We start from the raw sequence: 15,887 nt of genomic DNA, 5'->3' as shown, positions 1-15,887 counted from the left end.
ATTTGCACTCCTTTACAATCCGATTAAATAAACCAGCGGATTGAACCTGTGAGTCCGGGTTGACACAGCATAAAAATCTCGATATTGGTAGGAGCGTTATCGACTGGAAGGATTGAGTCATCATGCCTATTGCCGCTTCGCTACTACTACTCTCCCTAATCGCGACCAGTCGCGCGGGATCCTTGTAGCCGGGCTCAGGCACAGCCGGAATTTACAAAAACCCGTGCACCCTGCACGGGTTTTTTTATGCCGCCGCAGGGTGCACATTACCGAACTGAGGAAGAGGGAAGTCACATGTCAGATAGGGTCATCATATTCGACACCACTTTGCGTGATGGTGAGCAGGCCCTGGCGGCCAGTTTGACAGTCAAGGAGAAGCTGCAGATAGCCCAGGCGCTGGAGCGGCTCGGTGTCGACATCATGGAGGTGGGATTCCCGGTCTCCTCTCCCGGCGATTTTCAATCGGTGCAGACCATAGCCCGCCACATCAAGCACAGCCGGGTCTGCGCCCTGGCCCGCGCCCTGGCCAAGGATATCGACGCCGCCGGCGAAGCCCTGCGGGTCGCGGAGGCCTTTCGCATCCACACCTTCATCTCCACCTCCTCCATCCATGTGGAGAGCAAGCTCAAAAAGAGCTTCGAGGATGTGTTGGAGATGGGCATCAGCGCCATCAAGCATGCCCGCCGCTACACCGACGATGTGGAGTTCTCCTGCGAAGATGCAGGGCGCACCCCGATTGATAATCTCTGCCGCATGGTCGAGGCCGCCATCAAGGCGGGCGCCCGCACCATCAATATCCCGGATACAGTGGGCTACACGGTACCGACCGAGTTCTCCGGCATCATCCAAACCCTGTTCAACAGGGTGCCTAACATTGATCAGGCCATTATCTCGGTGCACTGCCACGACGACTTGGGCCTCTCGGTAGCCAACTCCATCGGCGCCGTGCAGATGGGGGCCCGCCAGATCGAGTGCACCATCAACGGCATAGGTGAGCGGGCCGGCAACTGCTCGCTGGAAGAGGTGGCGATGATCCTGAAAACCCGCGCCGACCTGCTCGGGGTGCACACCAACATCCGCCACAGTGAAATTCATCGCACCAGCGCCCTGGTAAGCCAGCTGTGCAACATGCCGGTGCAGCCCAACAAGGCCATCGTCGGCGCCAACGCCTTCTCCCACAGCTCCGGCATCCACCAGGATGGAGTGCTCAAGGCGAAAAACACCTATGAAATCATTACCCCCGAGAGCATTGGCCTGACCCAAAACAACCTCAACATGACCTCCCGCTCCGGTCGCCACGTCATCAAGCACCGGATGGAGTCCATGGGCTACGCCGAGAGCAGTTACGATCTCGACGACCTCTACGGCAAGTTCCTGACCCTGGCCGACAAGAAGGGGCAGGTGTTCGACTACGACCTGGAAGCGCTGGCCTTCTTCAGCCAGATCCACGAAGAGCCCGAGCATTTCAAGCTGCAGTATCTGGGCGTGCAGAGCGGCAGCTCGGTGCTGGCCACCGCCTCGGTGAAATTGGAAGTGGGTCAGGAGACCATCAGCGAAGCGGCCACCGGCAATGGCCCTGTGGATGCTGTCTACCAGTGCATCAATCGCATCACCGGCTATGAGATCCGCATCGACAAGTACGAACTCAAGGGCAAGGGCGAAGGCAAAAATGCCCTCGGCCAGGTCGACATAGTGGCCGAATACAAGGGCCGAAAATTCCACGGTATGGGCCTGGCCACCGACATCATAGAATCCTCGGCCCAGGCGTTGATCCACGTGATCAACAGCATCTGGCGCGCCGATCAGGTGGCCGAACAGATGGAACGCAACGTCACAAAAACAGACAAGATCAATACGGAGAGTGTGTGAGTATGAGCAGTTATCGGATCGCAGTATTGCCGGGTGACGGCATTGGCCCGGAAGTGATGGCCGAAGCCGTCAAGGTGCTGGAAAAGGTGCAGGCCAAGTTCGGCTTCGCCTTCGAATATGATCGCCACGATGTAGGCGGCATCGCCATCGACAACCACGGCACCCCGCTGCCACAAAGCACCATCAAGGGCTGTGAAGCGGCTGATGCGGTGCTGTTCGGCTCGGTAGGCGGCCCCAAGTGGGAGCACCTGCCGCCGAACGATCAGCCTGAGCGCGGTGCCCTGCTGCCCCTGCGTGCCCACTTCAAGCTGTTCTGCAACCTGCGTCCGGCCCGCATCTATACCGGTCTGGAGCAGTTCTCCCCCCTGCGGGCCGACATCTCCAATCGCGGCTTTGACATCGCCTGCGTGCGCGAGCTGACCGGCGGCATCTACTTCGGCCAGCCCAAGGGGCGAGAGGGCGAAGGGGCAAACGAGAAGGCGTTCGACACCGAGGTGTACCACCGCTTCGAAATTGAGCGCATCGCCAAGATTGCCTTTGAGTCGGCTCGTGTGCGCCGTGGCAAGGTCACCTCCATCGACAAGGCCAACGTGCTCGCCTCCTCCATTCTGTGGCGCGAGGTGGTGACTGACGTCGCCAAGTCCTACCCGGATGTGGCGCTGAACCATATGTATATCGACAACGCCACCATGCAGCTCATCAAGGATCCGTCCCAGTTCGATGTGCTGCTCTGCTCCAACCTGTTTGGCGACATCCTCTCTGACGAGTGCGCCATGATCACCGGCTCCATGGGGCTGCTCCCCTCCGCCAGCCTCAACGAATCGGGTTTCGGCCTGTTCGAACCGGCCGGTGGTTCGGCCCCCGATATCGCAGGCAAAGGGATCGCCAACCCCATCGCCCAGATCCTCTCTGCCGCCCTGATGCTGCGTTACAGCCTGGGCCAGGAGGCTGCCGCACAAGCCATCGAACAAGCCGTGGCCCAGACCCTGGCAGAGGGTTACTTCACCGCAGACCTGCACCAGGCCAGCGCCCGCTATCCGGTACAGAGCACCTCCGAGATGGGCAGTCAGATCGCCGCCCGGATCTGAGCCGCATAACAGATAACAAGGAAGAGAGAAGCAATGGCCAAGACCCTCTATCAGAAAGTATTCGACGCCCATGTGGTGCGTGAAGTGGCAGGCGAAACGCCGCTCATCTATATCGACCGCCACCTGGTGCATGAAGTGACCAGCCCGCAGGCATTCGATGGCCTGCGCGCCATGAACCGCCAGCTGCGTCGCCCGGATCTGACCTGGGCCACCATGGATCACAACGTCTCCACCACCACCAAGGACATCGCCGCCTCCGGCGAGATGGCCCGCATCCAGATGGAGACGCTCGCCGACAACTGCAAAGAGTTCGGGGTTCGCCTCTACGATCTCAACCACAAATACCAAGGCATAGTCCATGTGATGGGCCCCGAGCTCGGCATCACCCTGCCCGGCACCACCATCGTCTGCGGTGACTCCCACACCGCCACCCACGGCGCCTTCGGCTCGCTGGCGTTCGGCATCGGCACCTCCGAGGTGGAACACGTGATGGCGACCCAGACCCTGAAACAGGGCCGCGCCAAGACAATGCGCATTTCGGTCAACGGCAAGCTGGCGGAGGGCATCAGCGCCAAGGACGTGGTGCTGGCCATCATAGGCCGGGTCGGCCATGCCGGTGGTACCGGCTACGTGGTGGAATTCGCTGGCGAGGCCATTGCGGGCCTCTCCATGGAAGGGCGGATGACGGTGTGCAACATGGCCATCGAGCTGGGTGCCAAGGCGGGCATGATAGCCCCCGACCAGACCACCATCGACTACATCCGTGGCAAGGAGTTCGCCCCCAGGGGTGAGGCGCTGGAGCAGGCCATCGCCTACTGGCAGACCCTCCAGAGCGACGACGGCGCCAAGTTTGATGCCGAAGTGGTGCTCGACGCCGCCTACATAGCGCCGCAGGTGACCTGGGGCACCAACCCGGGACAGGTGATCGCCGTCAATGAACCCATACCTGCACCGGAATCCTTCGCCGATCCGATGGAGCAGCAGTCCGCCCGCAAGGCGCTGGCCTACATGGACTTGCAGCCGGGCCAGAAGCTCACCGACGTTGCCATCGACAAGGTGTTCATCGGGTCCTGCACCAACAGTCGCATCGAGGATCTGCGCGCCGCCGCCGCCATCGCCCGTGGCCGTAAAGTGGCCGCAGGGGTACAGGCACTGGTGGTGCCAGGCTCCGAGCAGGTCAAGGCCCAGGCCGAGGCCGAGGGACTGGACAAGATCTTCATAGACGCAGGCTTTGAGTGGCGCCTGCCCGGCTGCTCCATGTGCCTGGCCATGAACAACGACCGGCTGCAACCCGGGGAGCGCTGCGCCTCCACCAGCAACCGCAACTTCGAAGGGCGCCAGGGCCGCGCCGGCCGCACCCATCTGGTAAGCCCGGCCATGGCTGCCGCCGCCGCCATCACAGGTCATTTCGCCGACATACGCGCACTGTAAGAGGGAGTTAACATGACAGGTTTCAAGCAACACAAGGGGATCGTCGTCCCCCTCGACAGCGCCAACGTCGACACCGATGCCATCATTCCCAAGCAGTTTTTGCAGAAGGTGAACCGCATCGGCTTTGGCAAGCACCTGTTTAACGACTGGCGCTTCCTCGACGATGCCGGCGAGCAACCTAACCCCGAGTTCGTACTCAACCAGCCACGCTATACCGGTGCCAGTATCCTGCTGGCGCGGGAGAACTTCGGCTGTGGTTCCAGCCGCGAGCACGCCCCCTGGGCACTGGCGGATTACGGCTTCAAGACCCTGATAGCCCCGAGCTTTGCCGACATCTTCTACGGTAACGCCATCAACAACGGTCTGGTGCCGGTGCGCCTGAAAGAGGAAGAGGTAGAGGCGCTGTTCCAGCTCGTCGCCGCCAACCCCGGCCTGCAGATCGAGGTGGATCTGGAGGCCAATCTGGTGCGTGCCGGTGAGCTCAGCTTCGGCTTCGAGATCGACGAGTTTCGCCGCTACTGCCTGCTCAACGGGCTGGACGCCATCGGTCTCACCCTGCAGCACGAGGCTGCCATCAGCGCCTTTGAGGCCAAACAGCCCAGCTGGATTTGACCCGCCAGCGGCAATAAACCAAGTAGAATCAACAGGGAGCTTCGGCTCCCTGTTTTACTGTCTGCCACGCTTCCCACTCAGGGTCACCGAAACCGAGCCCACACCACAGGAAAGGATGATGAAGAGACCGACGGCAATCCCTCTGCTTTGTGCCCTGCTGCTGGCCCTGCCTGCGGGCGCCAGTCAAACCGGCTTCAACAACCGTCTCGGTCAGATCAACGTCGGCTGGCAGGATAGCGAAGGCAAGCCCCAACAGCTTACTTACCGGCTCGAACAGGGCAAGCTGCCGCCGCTTATCGCCTATCGCCCCGCCAGGATGCAGGAGGAAGTGTTGCAGGTGTTGTTGCGGGAGGTGCGCAAAAACTATCCCGAGGTACAGTTCACCCTCACCCGCCCCACGCTTGAGCTGCATCTGAAAAGTCGCAATCAGGACAAGGCTCGCGAGGCCATGGCCTGGCTGGAGTCACAACGGAGCAAGGAAGAACAGGCGTGGCTGACCAAGTACTATTTCCAGTACTTCACTCCCCCTGACGGGCAACTGGCGGTCAAGCAAGATCATGTGCGCATTGCGCTGGAGAGCCGCAGCGGACTGGCACCGTTGGCAGAGCAGTTGAAACAACAAGGAGCAACCGAAGTCGAAACACGCCAGAAAACCGTGGCCCATATGCTCACCTTTATTCAGAGCATTCCCTACCAGCAGTTGGATAACCAGAGCGGACGGCAAGGCAAAGGATTTCTGTCCCCCCGCCAGGTGTTGGAGCAAAATAGAGGGGACTGTGACAGCAAGGTAACCCTGATGGCGGCCATGCTGGCCCAGCTTTTTCCGGAACTGAAACAGGCCATGGTGTTCGTACCCGGCCATGCCCTGCTGGCCGTTGATCTGCCCGCCAAGCCGGGGGATGTGACCCTCAACTGGCAGGGTCAGAACTACCTGCTGCTCGAGCCCACAGGCCCCGCCACCTTGCCTGCTGGCCAAATCGCATCGACCAGCAAAACGCTGGTCGATAGCAAACAGTTAAGTGTGCAACCGGTTCAGGCCAACAAGTGAACCTGTAGCACTCAGGCTCGCACTGTTAACAATGGCGACCGATTGATTGGATCGCCGGTTTAAGTCACGGGTAGAAACTCTATCGCCAACAGCAAACCTGCCTCTTCCTCCAGTACCCGAATGATACGGGCCTGCGCTTCGAAAGGGGGCAGCAGGTTGTTGTGCGTGGCCAGGCTGACCCGGATCGGCAGATTGATGTCGAGCTGGTGTTCAGATACCGCGATCCCCATGCCGTTGGCACTAAGATCCCGACAGATCCCCTCCAGCACCTGCTGTTGCTGAACGACGGTGACGGGGGCGTTGATTATCATGCGCTGGAAGGCGCGTCTTTCCTTGGTACTGGTGATCACACGAACATCCTCTGTTGTGCTGACGCTATCTCGATGGCCCGCAGGAACAATTGTGCTGGCCTCCCCCCAAGAACGTTAATACAATGCGGTTCGTTTCTCAAACGGGGTGCGGTTTACCGCTGAGATTATACCCGTGTACCTGATCCAGATAATGCTGGCGGAGGAATTTGAGGCATGGCGCTCATTTTTTGCGCCCTCATCCGCTGGCACCTCATCATTAACAGGGAGTGCCACTTGATGAAAACCCTGCTGCTGGTTGCCACCAGCCTGCTCAGTACCCAGGCCTTCGCGGCCGACACCCTCACCGTTTATACCTACAGCTCCTTCACCGCCGATTGGGGACCCGGTCCCAAGATCAAGCAGGCGTTCGAGAAAGAGTGCGGTTGCAACCTCAACCTTGTGGCGCTGGAAGACGGCGTCGCCATCCTCAACCGGCTGCGGCTGGAAGGCAAACACAGCAAGGCCGATCTGGTGCTGGGGCTGGATGATGCTCTCATCAGCGAAGCCAAGCAGAGTGGTCTGTTCGCCCCGCATACCACCAGACTGGATGGCATCAAGGTGCCGGGCGGCTGGCAGGATGACACCTTCGTTCCCTATGACTACGGCTACTTCGCCTTCGTCTACAACCAAGACAAACTCAAAACGCCTCCCAAGAGCCTGAAAGAGCTGGTAGAACGCCCGGATCTCAAGGTGATCTACCAGGATCCACGCACCTCAACCCCGGGGCAGGGGCTGATGCTGTGGATGAAGTCGGTCTACGGGGATGAGACGCCGGCAGCCTGGGCGGAGCTTGCCAAGAAGACGGTCACCGTCACCAAGGGCTGGTCAGAAGCCTATGGCATGTTTCTCGATGGGGAAGCGGACATGGTGCTCTCCTACACCACCTCCCCCGCTTACCACCTGATTGCCGAGAACAAGCCCCAGTATCAGGCTGCCGCCTTCGAGGAGGGTCACTATCGTCAGGTGGAAGTGGCCGCCAAGCTGAACAGCGCGACTCAGGGCAAGCTCGCCGACCAGTTCCTGCAATTCATGATAAGCCCCGCCTTCCAGAATGAGATCGCCACTGGCAACTGGATGTATCCGGTAACAGATACACCGCTGCCCAAGGGCTTTGAACAGATGATCACAGTGACCAAGCCGCTGGCCTTCAGCGCAGATGAGGTGGCCGCCAATCGCAAACACTGGATCCGCGAGTGGCTGCAAGCCGTCACCCAGTGAGCCGTCATCTGAAACCACAGGCTCGTCCCCTCTGGTGGCTGCCGGGTAGCGCAGCCACCCTGTTGATCCTGCTGTTATCCCTGGGGCCACTCGTCGCCCTGCTGTGGCAGGCCGGTTCGCTGGCCCCCCGCACCCTGCTGGCAGACCCTTACCTGCGCCATGTGCTGGGCTTCAGCCTGGGGCAGGCGCTGCTCTCCACCCTGCTGAGCTTAGGTGTAGCCATTCCGGTGGCAAGAGCGCTGGCGCGGCGCCGTTTCATCGGTCGCTCACTGCTGCTCAAGCTGTTTGGCCTCTCGCTGGTGCTGCCGGTCATCATCGCCATCTTCGGCATAGTGGCGGTTCACGGCAAACAGGGCTGGCTGTCGCAGCTGCTGCGCGGCCTGGGGCTGGATCCCGGCAACTACCTGTACGGCCTGTTTGGCATACTGTTGGCCCACGTCTTCTTCAACATGCCACTGGCGGCGCGCCTCATGCTGCAGAGCATAGAGAGCATACCTGAATCGAGCTGGCGTCTCGCCAGTCAGCTGGGCATGCGCTCCGCCCACATCTTCCGGCTGCTGGAGTGGCCTATCATTCGTGGCATCCTGCCGGGGCTTGCCAGCCTCATCTTCATGCTCTGCTTCACCAGCTTCACCACTGTGCTGGCGCTGGGGGGCGGGCCCAGATCCACCACATTGGAGGTGGCCGTCTATCAGGCGCTGCGCTTTGATTTCGACCTCGCCACCGCGGGCGGACTGGCGCTGGTGCAGCTGTTCCTGACCGCCACCCTGCTCCTGCTACAACACAAGCTGCAGACCACGCCGGCCAGCCGGATCAGCAACCATCGCCCCTGCCTGCGACCGGATCGTCACCAGCCGGGTACCAGGCTGATAGACAGTGCTGCCCTCATCCTGGGACTCTCCGTCTTCCTGCCACCGCTATTGGCAATCCTGGTGGCCGGTTTCAATCCCGGCCTGCTGACGGCGCTGGCCTCGACACAGCTGTGGCAGGCCAGCGGTCAGTCGCTGTTGATCGCACTGGCGGCGGGCACCCTTGCCACCCTGCTCGGCAGCGGCCTGCTGCTCACCAGCCGTCACCTCAAGGTTCGCACCCACCAGCGGCGGGCCGCCGCCCTGTGGGAAGCCAGCGGCTCCATGATCCTGATGATACCGGCAGTCGTGCTGAGCACCGGCCTCTTCATCATGTTCATGCCTTTTACCGATGTCTTTGCCCTCGGCCCCTGGCTGGTGGTGCTGGTCAACGCCCTGATGGCACTGCCCTATGTGCTGCGCACCCTCTCAGCCCCCATGCAACTGGTGGTGCACCAGTACGATAGACTGGCCGACAGCCTGGGAGTGCGCGGTCTGCATCGCCTGCGACTGGTGGAGTGGCCCCTGCTGCGCCGCCCGCTAGCACTGGCCATGGCGCTGTCGATGATCCTCTCGCTCGGAGATCTCGGTGCCATCGCCATGTTTGGTAGCCAGAAGCTCACCACCCTGCCCTGGCTGCTCTATCAGCAACTCGGCAGTTACCGGCTGACCGAGGCGGCCGCCACCGCCCTGCTGCTGCTTACGCTCTGTTTTTCCCTGTTCTGGCTGGTAGAACGCGGGCTTGGAGGAAAAAATGCTGAACATTGATACGCTTGCCACCAGCTACCCCGATTGGCGAGTCAGCTTCAGTGCGACCCTGCCCAAGGGAGAGATCACCGCGCTGATAGGGCCAAGCGGGGCGGGCAAGTCGACCCTGCTCGGCATGATCGCCGGATTCGTGCCGGTGGAGTCCGGCACCCTCAGCTTCGATGGCGAAGATCTGCTGCCGCTGGGGCCTGCCGAGCGGCCGGTCACCACCCTGTTTCAGGATCACAACCTGTTCCTGCACCTCTCGGTGTTCGACAACATTGCTATCGGTCTGCACCCTGGCCTGCGTTTGAGCCCTGCTCAGCGGGCGCAGGTGAAACAGGCTGCAGAGCGGGTCAGCCTTGGCGGTATGCTGGCACGCCTGCCGGAGCAGCTCTCCGGCGGCCAGCAACAACGGGTCGGGCTGGCGCGTGCCCTGGTGCGTGGCAAGCCCTTGCTACTGCTGGATGAACCTTTCTCGGCGCTCGATCCCGCCCTGCGCCGGGAGATGCTGGCGGAGGTAGCCAGACTCGCCTGCGAGCAGAGCATTACCGTGTTGATGGTCTCCCACAATCCAGAGGATGCCCAGCTCATCGCCGATCAGGTGCTGTTCGTCGATGAGGGGCGCATCGCCCTGCAAGGCAAACCCGACATCCTGCAAAACAGCGATCATCCCGGGTTGTTGCGCTACCTTGGTCGCGCTGGCTAACAAGCTGATGGTCTCCCCCTATCATGCCGGAGAATACCCAGCTCATCGCCGATCTGGTGCTGTTCGTCGATGAGGGGCGCATCGCCCTGCAAGGCAAACCCGACATCCTGCAAAACAGCGAGCATCCCGGGTTGTTGCGCTACCTTGGTCGTGCTGGCTAACAAGCTGATGGTCTCCCCCTATCATGCCGGAGAATACCCAGCTCATCGCCGATCAGGTGCTGTTTGTGGACAAGGGGCGCATCGCCCTGCAAGGCAAACCCGACATCCTGCAAAACAGCAATCACCCCGGCCTGCTGCGCACCCTTGGGCAATGACCCTGGGGCGCTGAGCCGGCAACGGGATCAAAAAGGGGAAGCCAAGCGGCTTCCCCTTTTTCATAGGAAGATAGTCAGGTAAATCAGAGGTTTTCCTCGGCGAAGGAGGCGAGCTTGCTGCGCACCACCCCGTTCAGGAAAATGTTGGTACTGCCATCGAAATCCTTGAAACGCTCGACTATGTAGGTCAGACCCGAGGTCACCGGACTCAGGTAGTTGGAGTCGATCTGTGCCAAGTTGCCGGAGCAGACAATCTTGGTCCCCTCACCGCAACGGGTGATGATGGTCTTGATCTGGGATGCGGTCAGGTTCTGGCACTCATCCAGCAACACGAAGGTGTTCTGGATGCTGCGCCCACGCATGAAGTTGACCGATTTAAACTGGATATTGGCCTTTTCCATGATGTAGCTCAGCGAGCCGCTCATGTTCTCGTCCTGCTTGTGCAGCACCTCCAGGGTATCTGTCACCGCCGCCAGCCAGGGCATCATCTTCTCTTCTTCGGTGCCAGGCAGGAAGCCGATGCTCTCTGCAATTTCCGGGGTATTCCGGGTGACGATCACCTTCTCGTAAATCCCCTTCTCAATGACCAGCTCCAGCGCGGCCGCCATGGCCAGCAGGGTCTTGCCGCAACCGGCCGGACCGGTCAGGATCACCAGATCGATGTGTGGATCGAGCAGGGCATCCAGCGCCATCCCCTGATAGACGTTCTTGGGATGCACACCCCAGGCCTTGCGGGACATCAGCCGCTCACGGCCCAGATCCTTGATACGGATCTTGTGGCCATCATTGCTCAAGACTCTGGCGGCGAAGAAGTTCTCCTCGTCGAGCAGGTACTGGTTGACGTGTACCCCCTCCAGCAGGTTGGCATCGATCACATGGACGGTATCACGGCCATGGGTCTCGCTGTCACACTCTCCGATCCGCTCCCAGAAGCTGCCGGGTACCACCTGAAAGCCTTTGGCCAGCAGACGGATATCGTCGATCAGCTGGTCGCTGCGATAATCCTCGACATGCGCCAACCCGGCCCCCTTGGCCTTGAGGCGCATGTTGATGTCCTTGGTGACCAGCACCACCTGACGCTTCAACTCGTGCTTTTGCAGATAGAGGGCCGCGTTGATGATGCGGTTATCGGCCTCTTTATCGGTGAACACCTCGGCATCCTGAGGCAGATGGTGGTCACTGAAGATACAGACATTGCCACTCGCCTCACCCGCCAGCGGTACACCTTGGGTGATCTGCTCGGGCGTTGCATCGCGGAACACATCTTCCAGCGCTCGAATAGCCACCCGGGCGTCGCGGCTGACATCCTTGTAACGATCCTTAATGTTGTCGAGCTCTTCCAGCACCGTCATGGGGATGAGCACATCGTGCTCTTTGAAAGAGTAGATGGCGAGGGGTTCGTGAAGCAGAACGTTGGTATCCAGGATAAACAGCTTTCGGTCCGTGTTGTCCATAAGCATCCTCCTTGGCACTGAAGGTGCCACGTGTGTGAATCTCAGATGTCATTGAAACCACACGAGCGTGACAGATTTATTACCCCCAACGCTACGCCCGATTTTACTATCACGCAACAAATCGCTTGAGTGGCAAGATCGTTCGAACAAAAAAGCAGCAATAAAAAAACCGGCACTGTGGCCGGTCTTGTCAAAGTTAACAATAGCTTGTCAGCCGCACTTGGAATCACCGCAGTTGAGACAGGTCATACAGCCATCCTTTTGCACCAGCGCCTTGGTGCGGCACTTGTAGCAGAGCGCTGCACTGGCCGGGAAACCACCGCCGGCCTGCTGTTCTTCTGCCTGTTGCTGGACCTGCAGTTCAGCCTGTTTCTCGGCCAGAAATGCCTGCTGATGCTCATCCAGTCCCGGCAATTTGATCATGCCGATCTCGGTGAGATGAGTCTCGATCACGTTGCCAATTTCGGCGATAAGGGAGGGAACATACTTGCCCTTGTTCCAATAGCCACCCTTGGGATCGAACACGGATCTCAGCTCCTCCACCAGGAAGGTGACATCCCCCCCTTTGCGGAATACGGCAGAGATGATGCGGGTCAGCGCAACTATCCACTGGTAGTGTTCCAGACTCTTGGAGTTAATGAAGATCTCGAACGGGCGGCGGGTCTCATGCACCGTGCCCTCATTGAGAATGATGTCGTTGATAGTGATGAACAGCGAGTGCTCGGAGACATGCTCCGGCGTCTTCAGCTTGTAGGTGGTGCCCATCAGCCGCTCCGGGCGCAGCACGGTTTCATGCATGTGCACTACGTCATCCTGCGGGGACAGGTCTTCTTGCGGCTCATCCCGGGTTTTCACCTTGTAGGCGACGATTTTCTTGTCGATCTTCTTGGCCATAATGTCGTTCTCAGAATTTACCGTAATAGCCTTCTTTCAAGGCGTCGTAGAGGTTGGCGGCAGTGTGCAGCTCACCATCGTATTCGATCTCTTCATTCCCCTTGACGGAGACGACGGAGCCATCTTCCAGGGTGAACTCGTACTGAGTGTTTTCCAGATCCTTCTCCTTCACCAGCACGCCCTGGAAGGCCTCAGGATTGAAGCGGAAAGTGGTGCAGCCCTTGAGCCCCGAATCCGAGGCATACATGTAGATGTCCTTGAACTGCTCGAACGGGAAATCGGTCGGCACGTTGGCGGTCTTGGAGATGGAGGAGTCAATCCAGCGCTGAGCCGCCGCCTGAATGTCCACGTGCTGGGCCGGCGTGATGTCGTCAGCCGTGATGAAGTACTCCGGCAGACGACTGGCGTCATCATCCGTGTAAGGCATGGCCGCCGGGTTCACCAGCTCGCGGTAGGCAAGCAGCTCGAAGGAGTAGACGTCCACGCTCTCCTTGCTCTTCTTGCCCGACTTGATGACGTTGCGGCTGTAGTGATGGGCAAAGCTCGGTTCGATACCGTTGCTGGCGTTGTTGGCCAGCGACAGCGAGATAGTGCCGGTCGGCGCGATGCTGCTGTGATGGGTAAAGCGGCCACCGGCTTCGGCCAGCTCGGCGACCAGCGCAGGATCCACTTCTGCGACCTGCTGCATATAGCGGCTGTAGCGCGCGTGCAGCACCTTGCCCTTCACCTTGTCGCCAACCTTGAGGCCATCGGTCACCATTTCCGGGCGCAGCCGCAGCATCTTGCCGGTCACCTCGAACTCCTGCTCCATGATGGGGGCCGGGCCCTTCTCCTTGGCCAGACGCAGCGACTCCTGCCAGCCGGTCATGGCCAGCTCCTGAGATACTTGCTCGGTAAACGCCACGGATGCCGCAGAACCGTACTTGATCTGCAGCATGGTGAGGGTCGAACCAAGACCAAGGAAGCCCATGCCATGACGGCGCTTGGCTGTGATCTCCTCGCGCTGCTTGGGCAATGGCAGCTGGTTGATCTCCACCACGTTGTCAAGCATGCGGGTGAAGATAGCCACCACCTTGCGAAACGCCTGCCAATCGAAAGCCGCTCTTTCAGTAAAGGGGTCGCGCACAAACTTGGTCAGATTGACCGAGCCGAGCAGGCAGGCGCCGTAGGGTGGCAACGGCTGCTCGCCACAGGGATTGGTGGCGCGGATCTCTTCACAGAACCAGTTGTTGTTCATCTGGTTGACCTTGTCGATCAAGATGAAACCGGGCTCTGCATAGTCATAAGTGGAGGTCATGATGACATTCCACAGCTTGCGGGCAGGCAGGGTCTTGTAGACCTTGCAGGCGACCTGCCCCAGCTCGTTGAAAACAACCCCTTCCTTGTTGGGCCAATCAGCCCAGAGCGCCTGAGCGGGATCGTCCAGCGCAATGCCATCCTGCTCCACCTCTTTGGCGGTGTAGGGGAAGATCAGCTGCCAGGGGGCATCCTCCTTCACCGCCTTGACGAAATCTTCGGTGATCAGCAGGGAGAGGTTGAACTGGCGCAGACGACCATCTTCGCGCTTGGCCTGGATGAACTCGATCACATCGGGATGACGGATATCCATGGTGCCCATCTGTGCGCCACGGCGACCACCGGCTGACGAGACGGTGAAACACATTTTGTCGTAGATATCCATGAAGGAGAGCGGGCCGGACGTGTAAGCACCGGCACCGGAGACAAAAGCGCCGCGCGGGCGCAGGGTCGAGAAGTCATAGCCGATACCGCAACCGGCTTTCAGGGTCAGGCCAGCCTCGTGCACCTTGCCGAGGATATCGTCCATCGAATCTTCAATGGTACCGGAGACAGTGCAGTTGATGGTTGAAGTGGCAGGCTTGTGCTCAAAAGCCCCCGCATTGGAGGTGATGCGGCCAGCCGGAATGGCCCCATTGCGCAGCGCCCACAGAAACGGCTCAAACCAGGCCTCCGGCTCCAGCTCCTGCTCTGCCAACGCACGGGCTACCCGCTGGTATGTCTCATCGATAGATCTGTCGATGGGAGTGCCATCCTTGCTCTTGAGGCGATACTTGCTATCCCAGATTTCGCGGGACGTTTCCTGCAGGGGGATAAGGCGGGAGCCAAGCTCACTCTCCAGCACCGGGTTCGATTTAGCCATTTTCAATCAACCTTATGTGAATGCATCAACATCATGACAACAGCACAAAACACAACAAATAGTGCCATGTAAAATAAATGACACAACATATAGTACACCTGATGCCATGAGGGCGCCGATTCTAACCTAAAAAAATGCCCCGGCCAGCAGATTTCTGGGCCAGGGCACTTAACCGATTAATTTTCTAAGAGATTTAACACTCAGAGATAGATCAGGGCTTCTTGACGTAAACGGTCGGCGTTTCACCCGCCATATTCAGATAGAACTCATAGACACCATCCACATCCGGTGAGAACTTCAACTCCTCATACTTGGAGCAGGGGTTGACCGGCACTGCCTCACCGCCCAATACGGCAACACCGTCACTCGGACTCTTGTAGCCAAAGTTGGTACCACAGCTCCAGCCAGAGTCAGCAAACTTGAACTTGTAGGGAGCCCACTCTTTGTTGAGGGTGCCTTTGGCCATGTAAAGCTTGTCGGCCACCTTGACCACCTTGCTCTCATCCACCGCCATCCAGTCGTTCATCTCCCCACGCAGGTAGATGGACTTGCCACCGAAGTCGCTGTTGTCTGCCGCAGTCTGCTCTGCACCACCATGGGACGCGCAACCGCCTAATACCAGGGTTCCCGCCGCCAGTATCATCGTTACTGTTCTTTTGAACATGTATCCATTCCTCAAATTATTGTGATTCCTTGGCCCATCAAACTTGAGCAGACGAATTAAAGCAGAGCAGGCATAACAAGAAAGGTAGGGGTATCACATTCTGTGTTTTTTATATTCAGACAAGCGAAATGGACGGGGGGATATAACGCTGGATGGCGCAGTAATCCGAATCAGAGCGGGGAAAAAATGAACGAATGAAAGGGCCAGAAGGAAAGCATCGCCCCGCCATTGCAGCCAAGCACTTGAATTTCAGCCAATAAAAAAGCCCGCTCATCTGAGCGGGCTTTCGATGTTGGGTGCCTGGCAGTGTCCTACTCTCGCATGGCGAATGCCACACTACCATCGGCGCTACCGCGTTTCACTTCTGAGTTCGGCATGGGATCAGGTGGTTCCACGGCGCTATGGCCGCCAGGCAAATTCTTAATCCAGAAAGCTGACGTGAGTAATGATGTTGCCCTTGGCTTATCACTATCACTGAATT

At 59.2% G+C, this 15,887-nt stretch carries 14 protein-coding genes, 1 rRNA gene, 1 pseudogene and 1 riboswitch; of the genes and pseudogenes, 10 read left to right on the top strand and 6 right to left on the bottom strand.

What is annotated here, in order from left to right:
• The first annotated feature begins 294 nt into the window (after positions 1 to 294).
• The 5 genes from leuA (at position 295) to BN1129_RS21570 (ending at position 6,048) form a co-directional block, all read left to right on the top strand.
• Positions 295 to 1,869 carry a 2-isopropylmalate synthase gene (gene leuA / locus BN1129_RS21590; protein ID WP_042039362.1) on the top strand — a complete coding sequence of 525 codons (1,575 nt, stop codon included), beginning with the start codon at positions 295 to 297 and terminating at the stop codon, positions 1,867 to 1,869.
• A 2-nt stretch (positions 1,870 to 1,871) separates the two neighbouring features.
• Entirely contained in the window at positions 1,872 to 2,957 is a 1,086-nt protein-coding gene (leuB, locus tag BN1129_RS21585; protein WP_042039361.1) for a 3-isopropylmalate dehydrogenase, read from the top strand.
• A 33-nt stretch (positions 2,958 to 2,990) separates the two neighbouring features.
• The gene (gene leuC, locus BN1129_RS21580; RefSeq protein WP_042039360.1) at positions 2,991 to 4,388 is read left to right on the top strand and encodes a 3-isopropylmalate dehydratase large subunit; all 1,398 of its coding nucleotides are present in this window, start codon (positions 2,991 to 2,993) and stop codon (positions 4,386 to 4,388) included.
• 12 nt (positions 4,389 to 4,400) lie between these two features.
• Positions 4,401 to 5,000 carry a 3-isopropylmalate dehydratase small subunit gene (leuD, locus tag BN1129_RS21575; RefSeq protein ID WP_042039359.1) on the top strand — a complete coding sequence of 200 codons (600 nt, stop codon included), beginning with the start codon at positions 4,401 to 4,403 and terminating at the stop codon, positions 4,998 to 5,000.
• Between the two features lie 118 nt (positions 5,001 to 5,118).
• The gene (locus tag BN1129_RS21570) at positions 5,119 to 6,048 is read left to right on the top strand and encodes a hypothetical protein (RefSeq protein ID WP_042039358.1); all 930 of its coding nucleotides are present in this window, start codon (positions 5,119 to 5,121) and stop codon (positions 6,046 to 6,048) included.
• A 59-nt stretch (positions 6,049 to 6,107) separates the two neighbouring features.
• Here the strand turns inward: BN1129_RS21570 and BN1129_RS21565 are convergent, their stop codons facing one another.
• The gene (locus BN1129_RS21565) at positions 6,108 to 6,398 is read right to left on the bottom strand and encodes a PilZ domain-containing protein (RefSeq protein ID WP_042039357.1); all 291 of its coding nucleotides are present in this window, start codon (positions 6,396 to 6,398) and stop codon (positions 6,108 to 6,110) included.
• Positions 6,399 to 6,490: 92 nt separating this feature from the next.
• A riboswitch (TPP riboswitch) is annotated at positions 6,491 to 6,581 on the top strand.
• 54 nt (positions 6,582 to 6,635) lie between these two features.
• Here BN1129_RS21565 and thiB point away from each other — a divergent pair.
• From thiB to BN1129_RS23690, 5 genes and pseudogenes are all read left to right on the top strand, one after another.
• Complete coding sequence (thiB, locus tag BN1129_RS21560; RefSeq protein ID WP_042039396.1) at positions 6,636 to 7,616, top strand: thiamine ABC transporter substrate binding subunit; 981 nt, start codon at positions 6,636 to 6,638, stop codon at positions 7,614 to 7,616.
• Positions 7,613 to 9,232, top strand: a complete 1,620-nt coding sequence (gene thiP / locus BN1129_RS21555) for a thiamine/thiamine pyrophosphate ABC transporter permease (protein ID WP_042039356.1) — start codon at positions 7,613 to 7,615, stop codon at positions 9,230 to 9,232. Before thiB ends, thiP begins: the two co-directional genes overlap by 4 nt.
• Positions 9,219 to 9,920: a thiamine ABC transporter ATP-binding protein gene (gene thiQ, locus BN1129_RS21550; RefSeq protein WP_042039355.1), complete on the top strand. Its 702-nt coding sequence runs from the start codon at positions 9,219 to 9,221 to the stop codon at positions 9,918 to 9,920. Before thiP ends, thiQ begins: the two co-directional genes overlap by 14 nt.
• Before the next feature lie 23 nt (positions 9,921 to 9,943).
• Entirely contained in the window at positions 9,944 to 10,081 is a 138-nt protein-coding gene (locus BN1129_RS23695; protein WP_157013519.1) for a hypothetical protein, read from the top strand.
• A 26-nt stretch (positions 10,082 to 10,107) separates the two neighbouring features.
• Positions 10,108 to 10,236, top strand: a pseudogene (locus BN1129_RS23690) (thiamine ABC transporter ATP-binding protein); the annotation flags it as partial.
• A gap of 83 nt (positions 10,237 to 10,319) precedes the next feature.
• Here BN1129_RS23690 and BN1129_RS21545 read toward each other — a convergent pair.
• From BN1129_RS21545 to rrf, 5 genes are all read right to left on the bottom strand, one after another.
• Positions 10,320 to 11,690: a PhoH family protein gene (locus tag BN1129_RS21545; protein WP_042039354.1), complete on the bottom strand. Its 1,371-nt coding sequence runs from the start codon at positions 11,688 to 11,690 to the stop codon at positions 10,320 to 10,322.
• Positions 11,691 to 11,900: 210 nt separating this feature from the next.
• Entirely contained in the window at positions 11,901 to 12,584 is a 684-nt protein-coding gene (locus tag BN1129_RS21540; protein WP_042039353.1) for a TSCPD domain-containing protein, read from the bottom strand.
• 10 nt (positions 12,585 to 12,594) lie between these two features.
• The gene (locus tag BN1129_RS21535; protein WP_042039351.1) at positions 12,595 to 14,742 is read right to left on the bottom strand and encodes an adenosylcobalamin-dependent ribonucleoside-diphosphate reductase; all 2,148 of its coding nucleotides are present in this window, start codon (positions 14,740 to 14,742) and stop codon (positions 12,595 to 12,597) included.
• A gap of 211 nt (positions 14,743 to 14,953) precedes the next feature.
• The gene (locus BN1129_RS21530; protein WP_042039350.1) at positions 14,954 to 15,406 is read right to left on the bottom strand and encodes an early set domain-containing protein; all 453 of its coding nucleotides are present in this window, start codon (positions 15,404 to 15,406) and stop codon (positions 14,954 to 14,956) included.
• A gap of 298 nt (positions 15,407 to 15,704) precedes the next feature.
• Positions 15,705 to 15,819 (bottom strand): 5S ribosomal RNA (gene rrf, locus BN1129_RS21525).
• Between the last annotated feature and the right edge of the window lie 68 nt (positions 15,820 to 15,887).

The organism is Aeromonas popoffii, assembly GCF_000820025.1.
Lineage (GTDB): Bacteria > Pseudomonadota > Gammaproteobacteria > Enterobacterales > Aeromonadaceae > Aeromonas > Aeromonas popoffii.
Note: the sequence above shows the minus strand (reverse complement) of the source record. Positions and strands in the feature narration are given on the sequence as shown.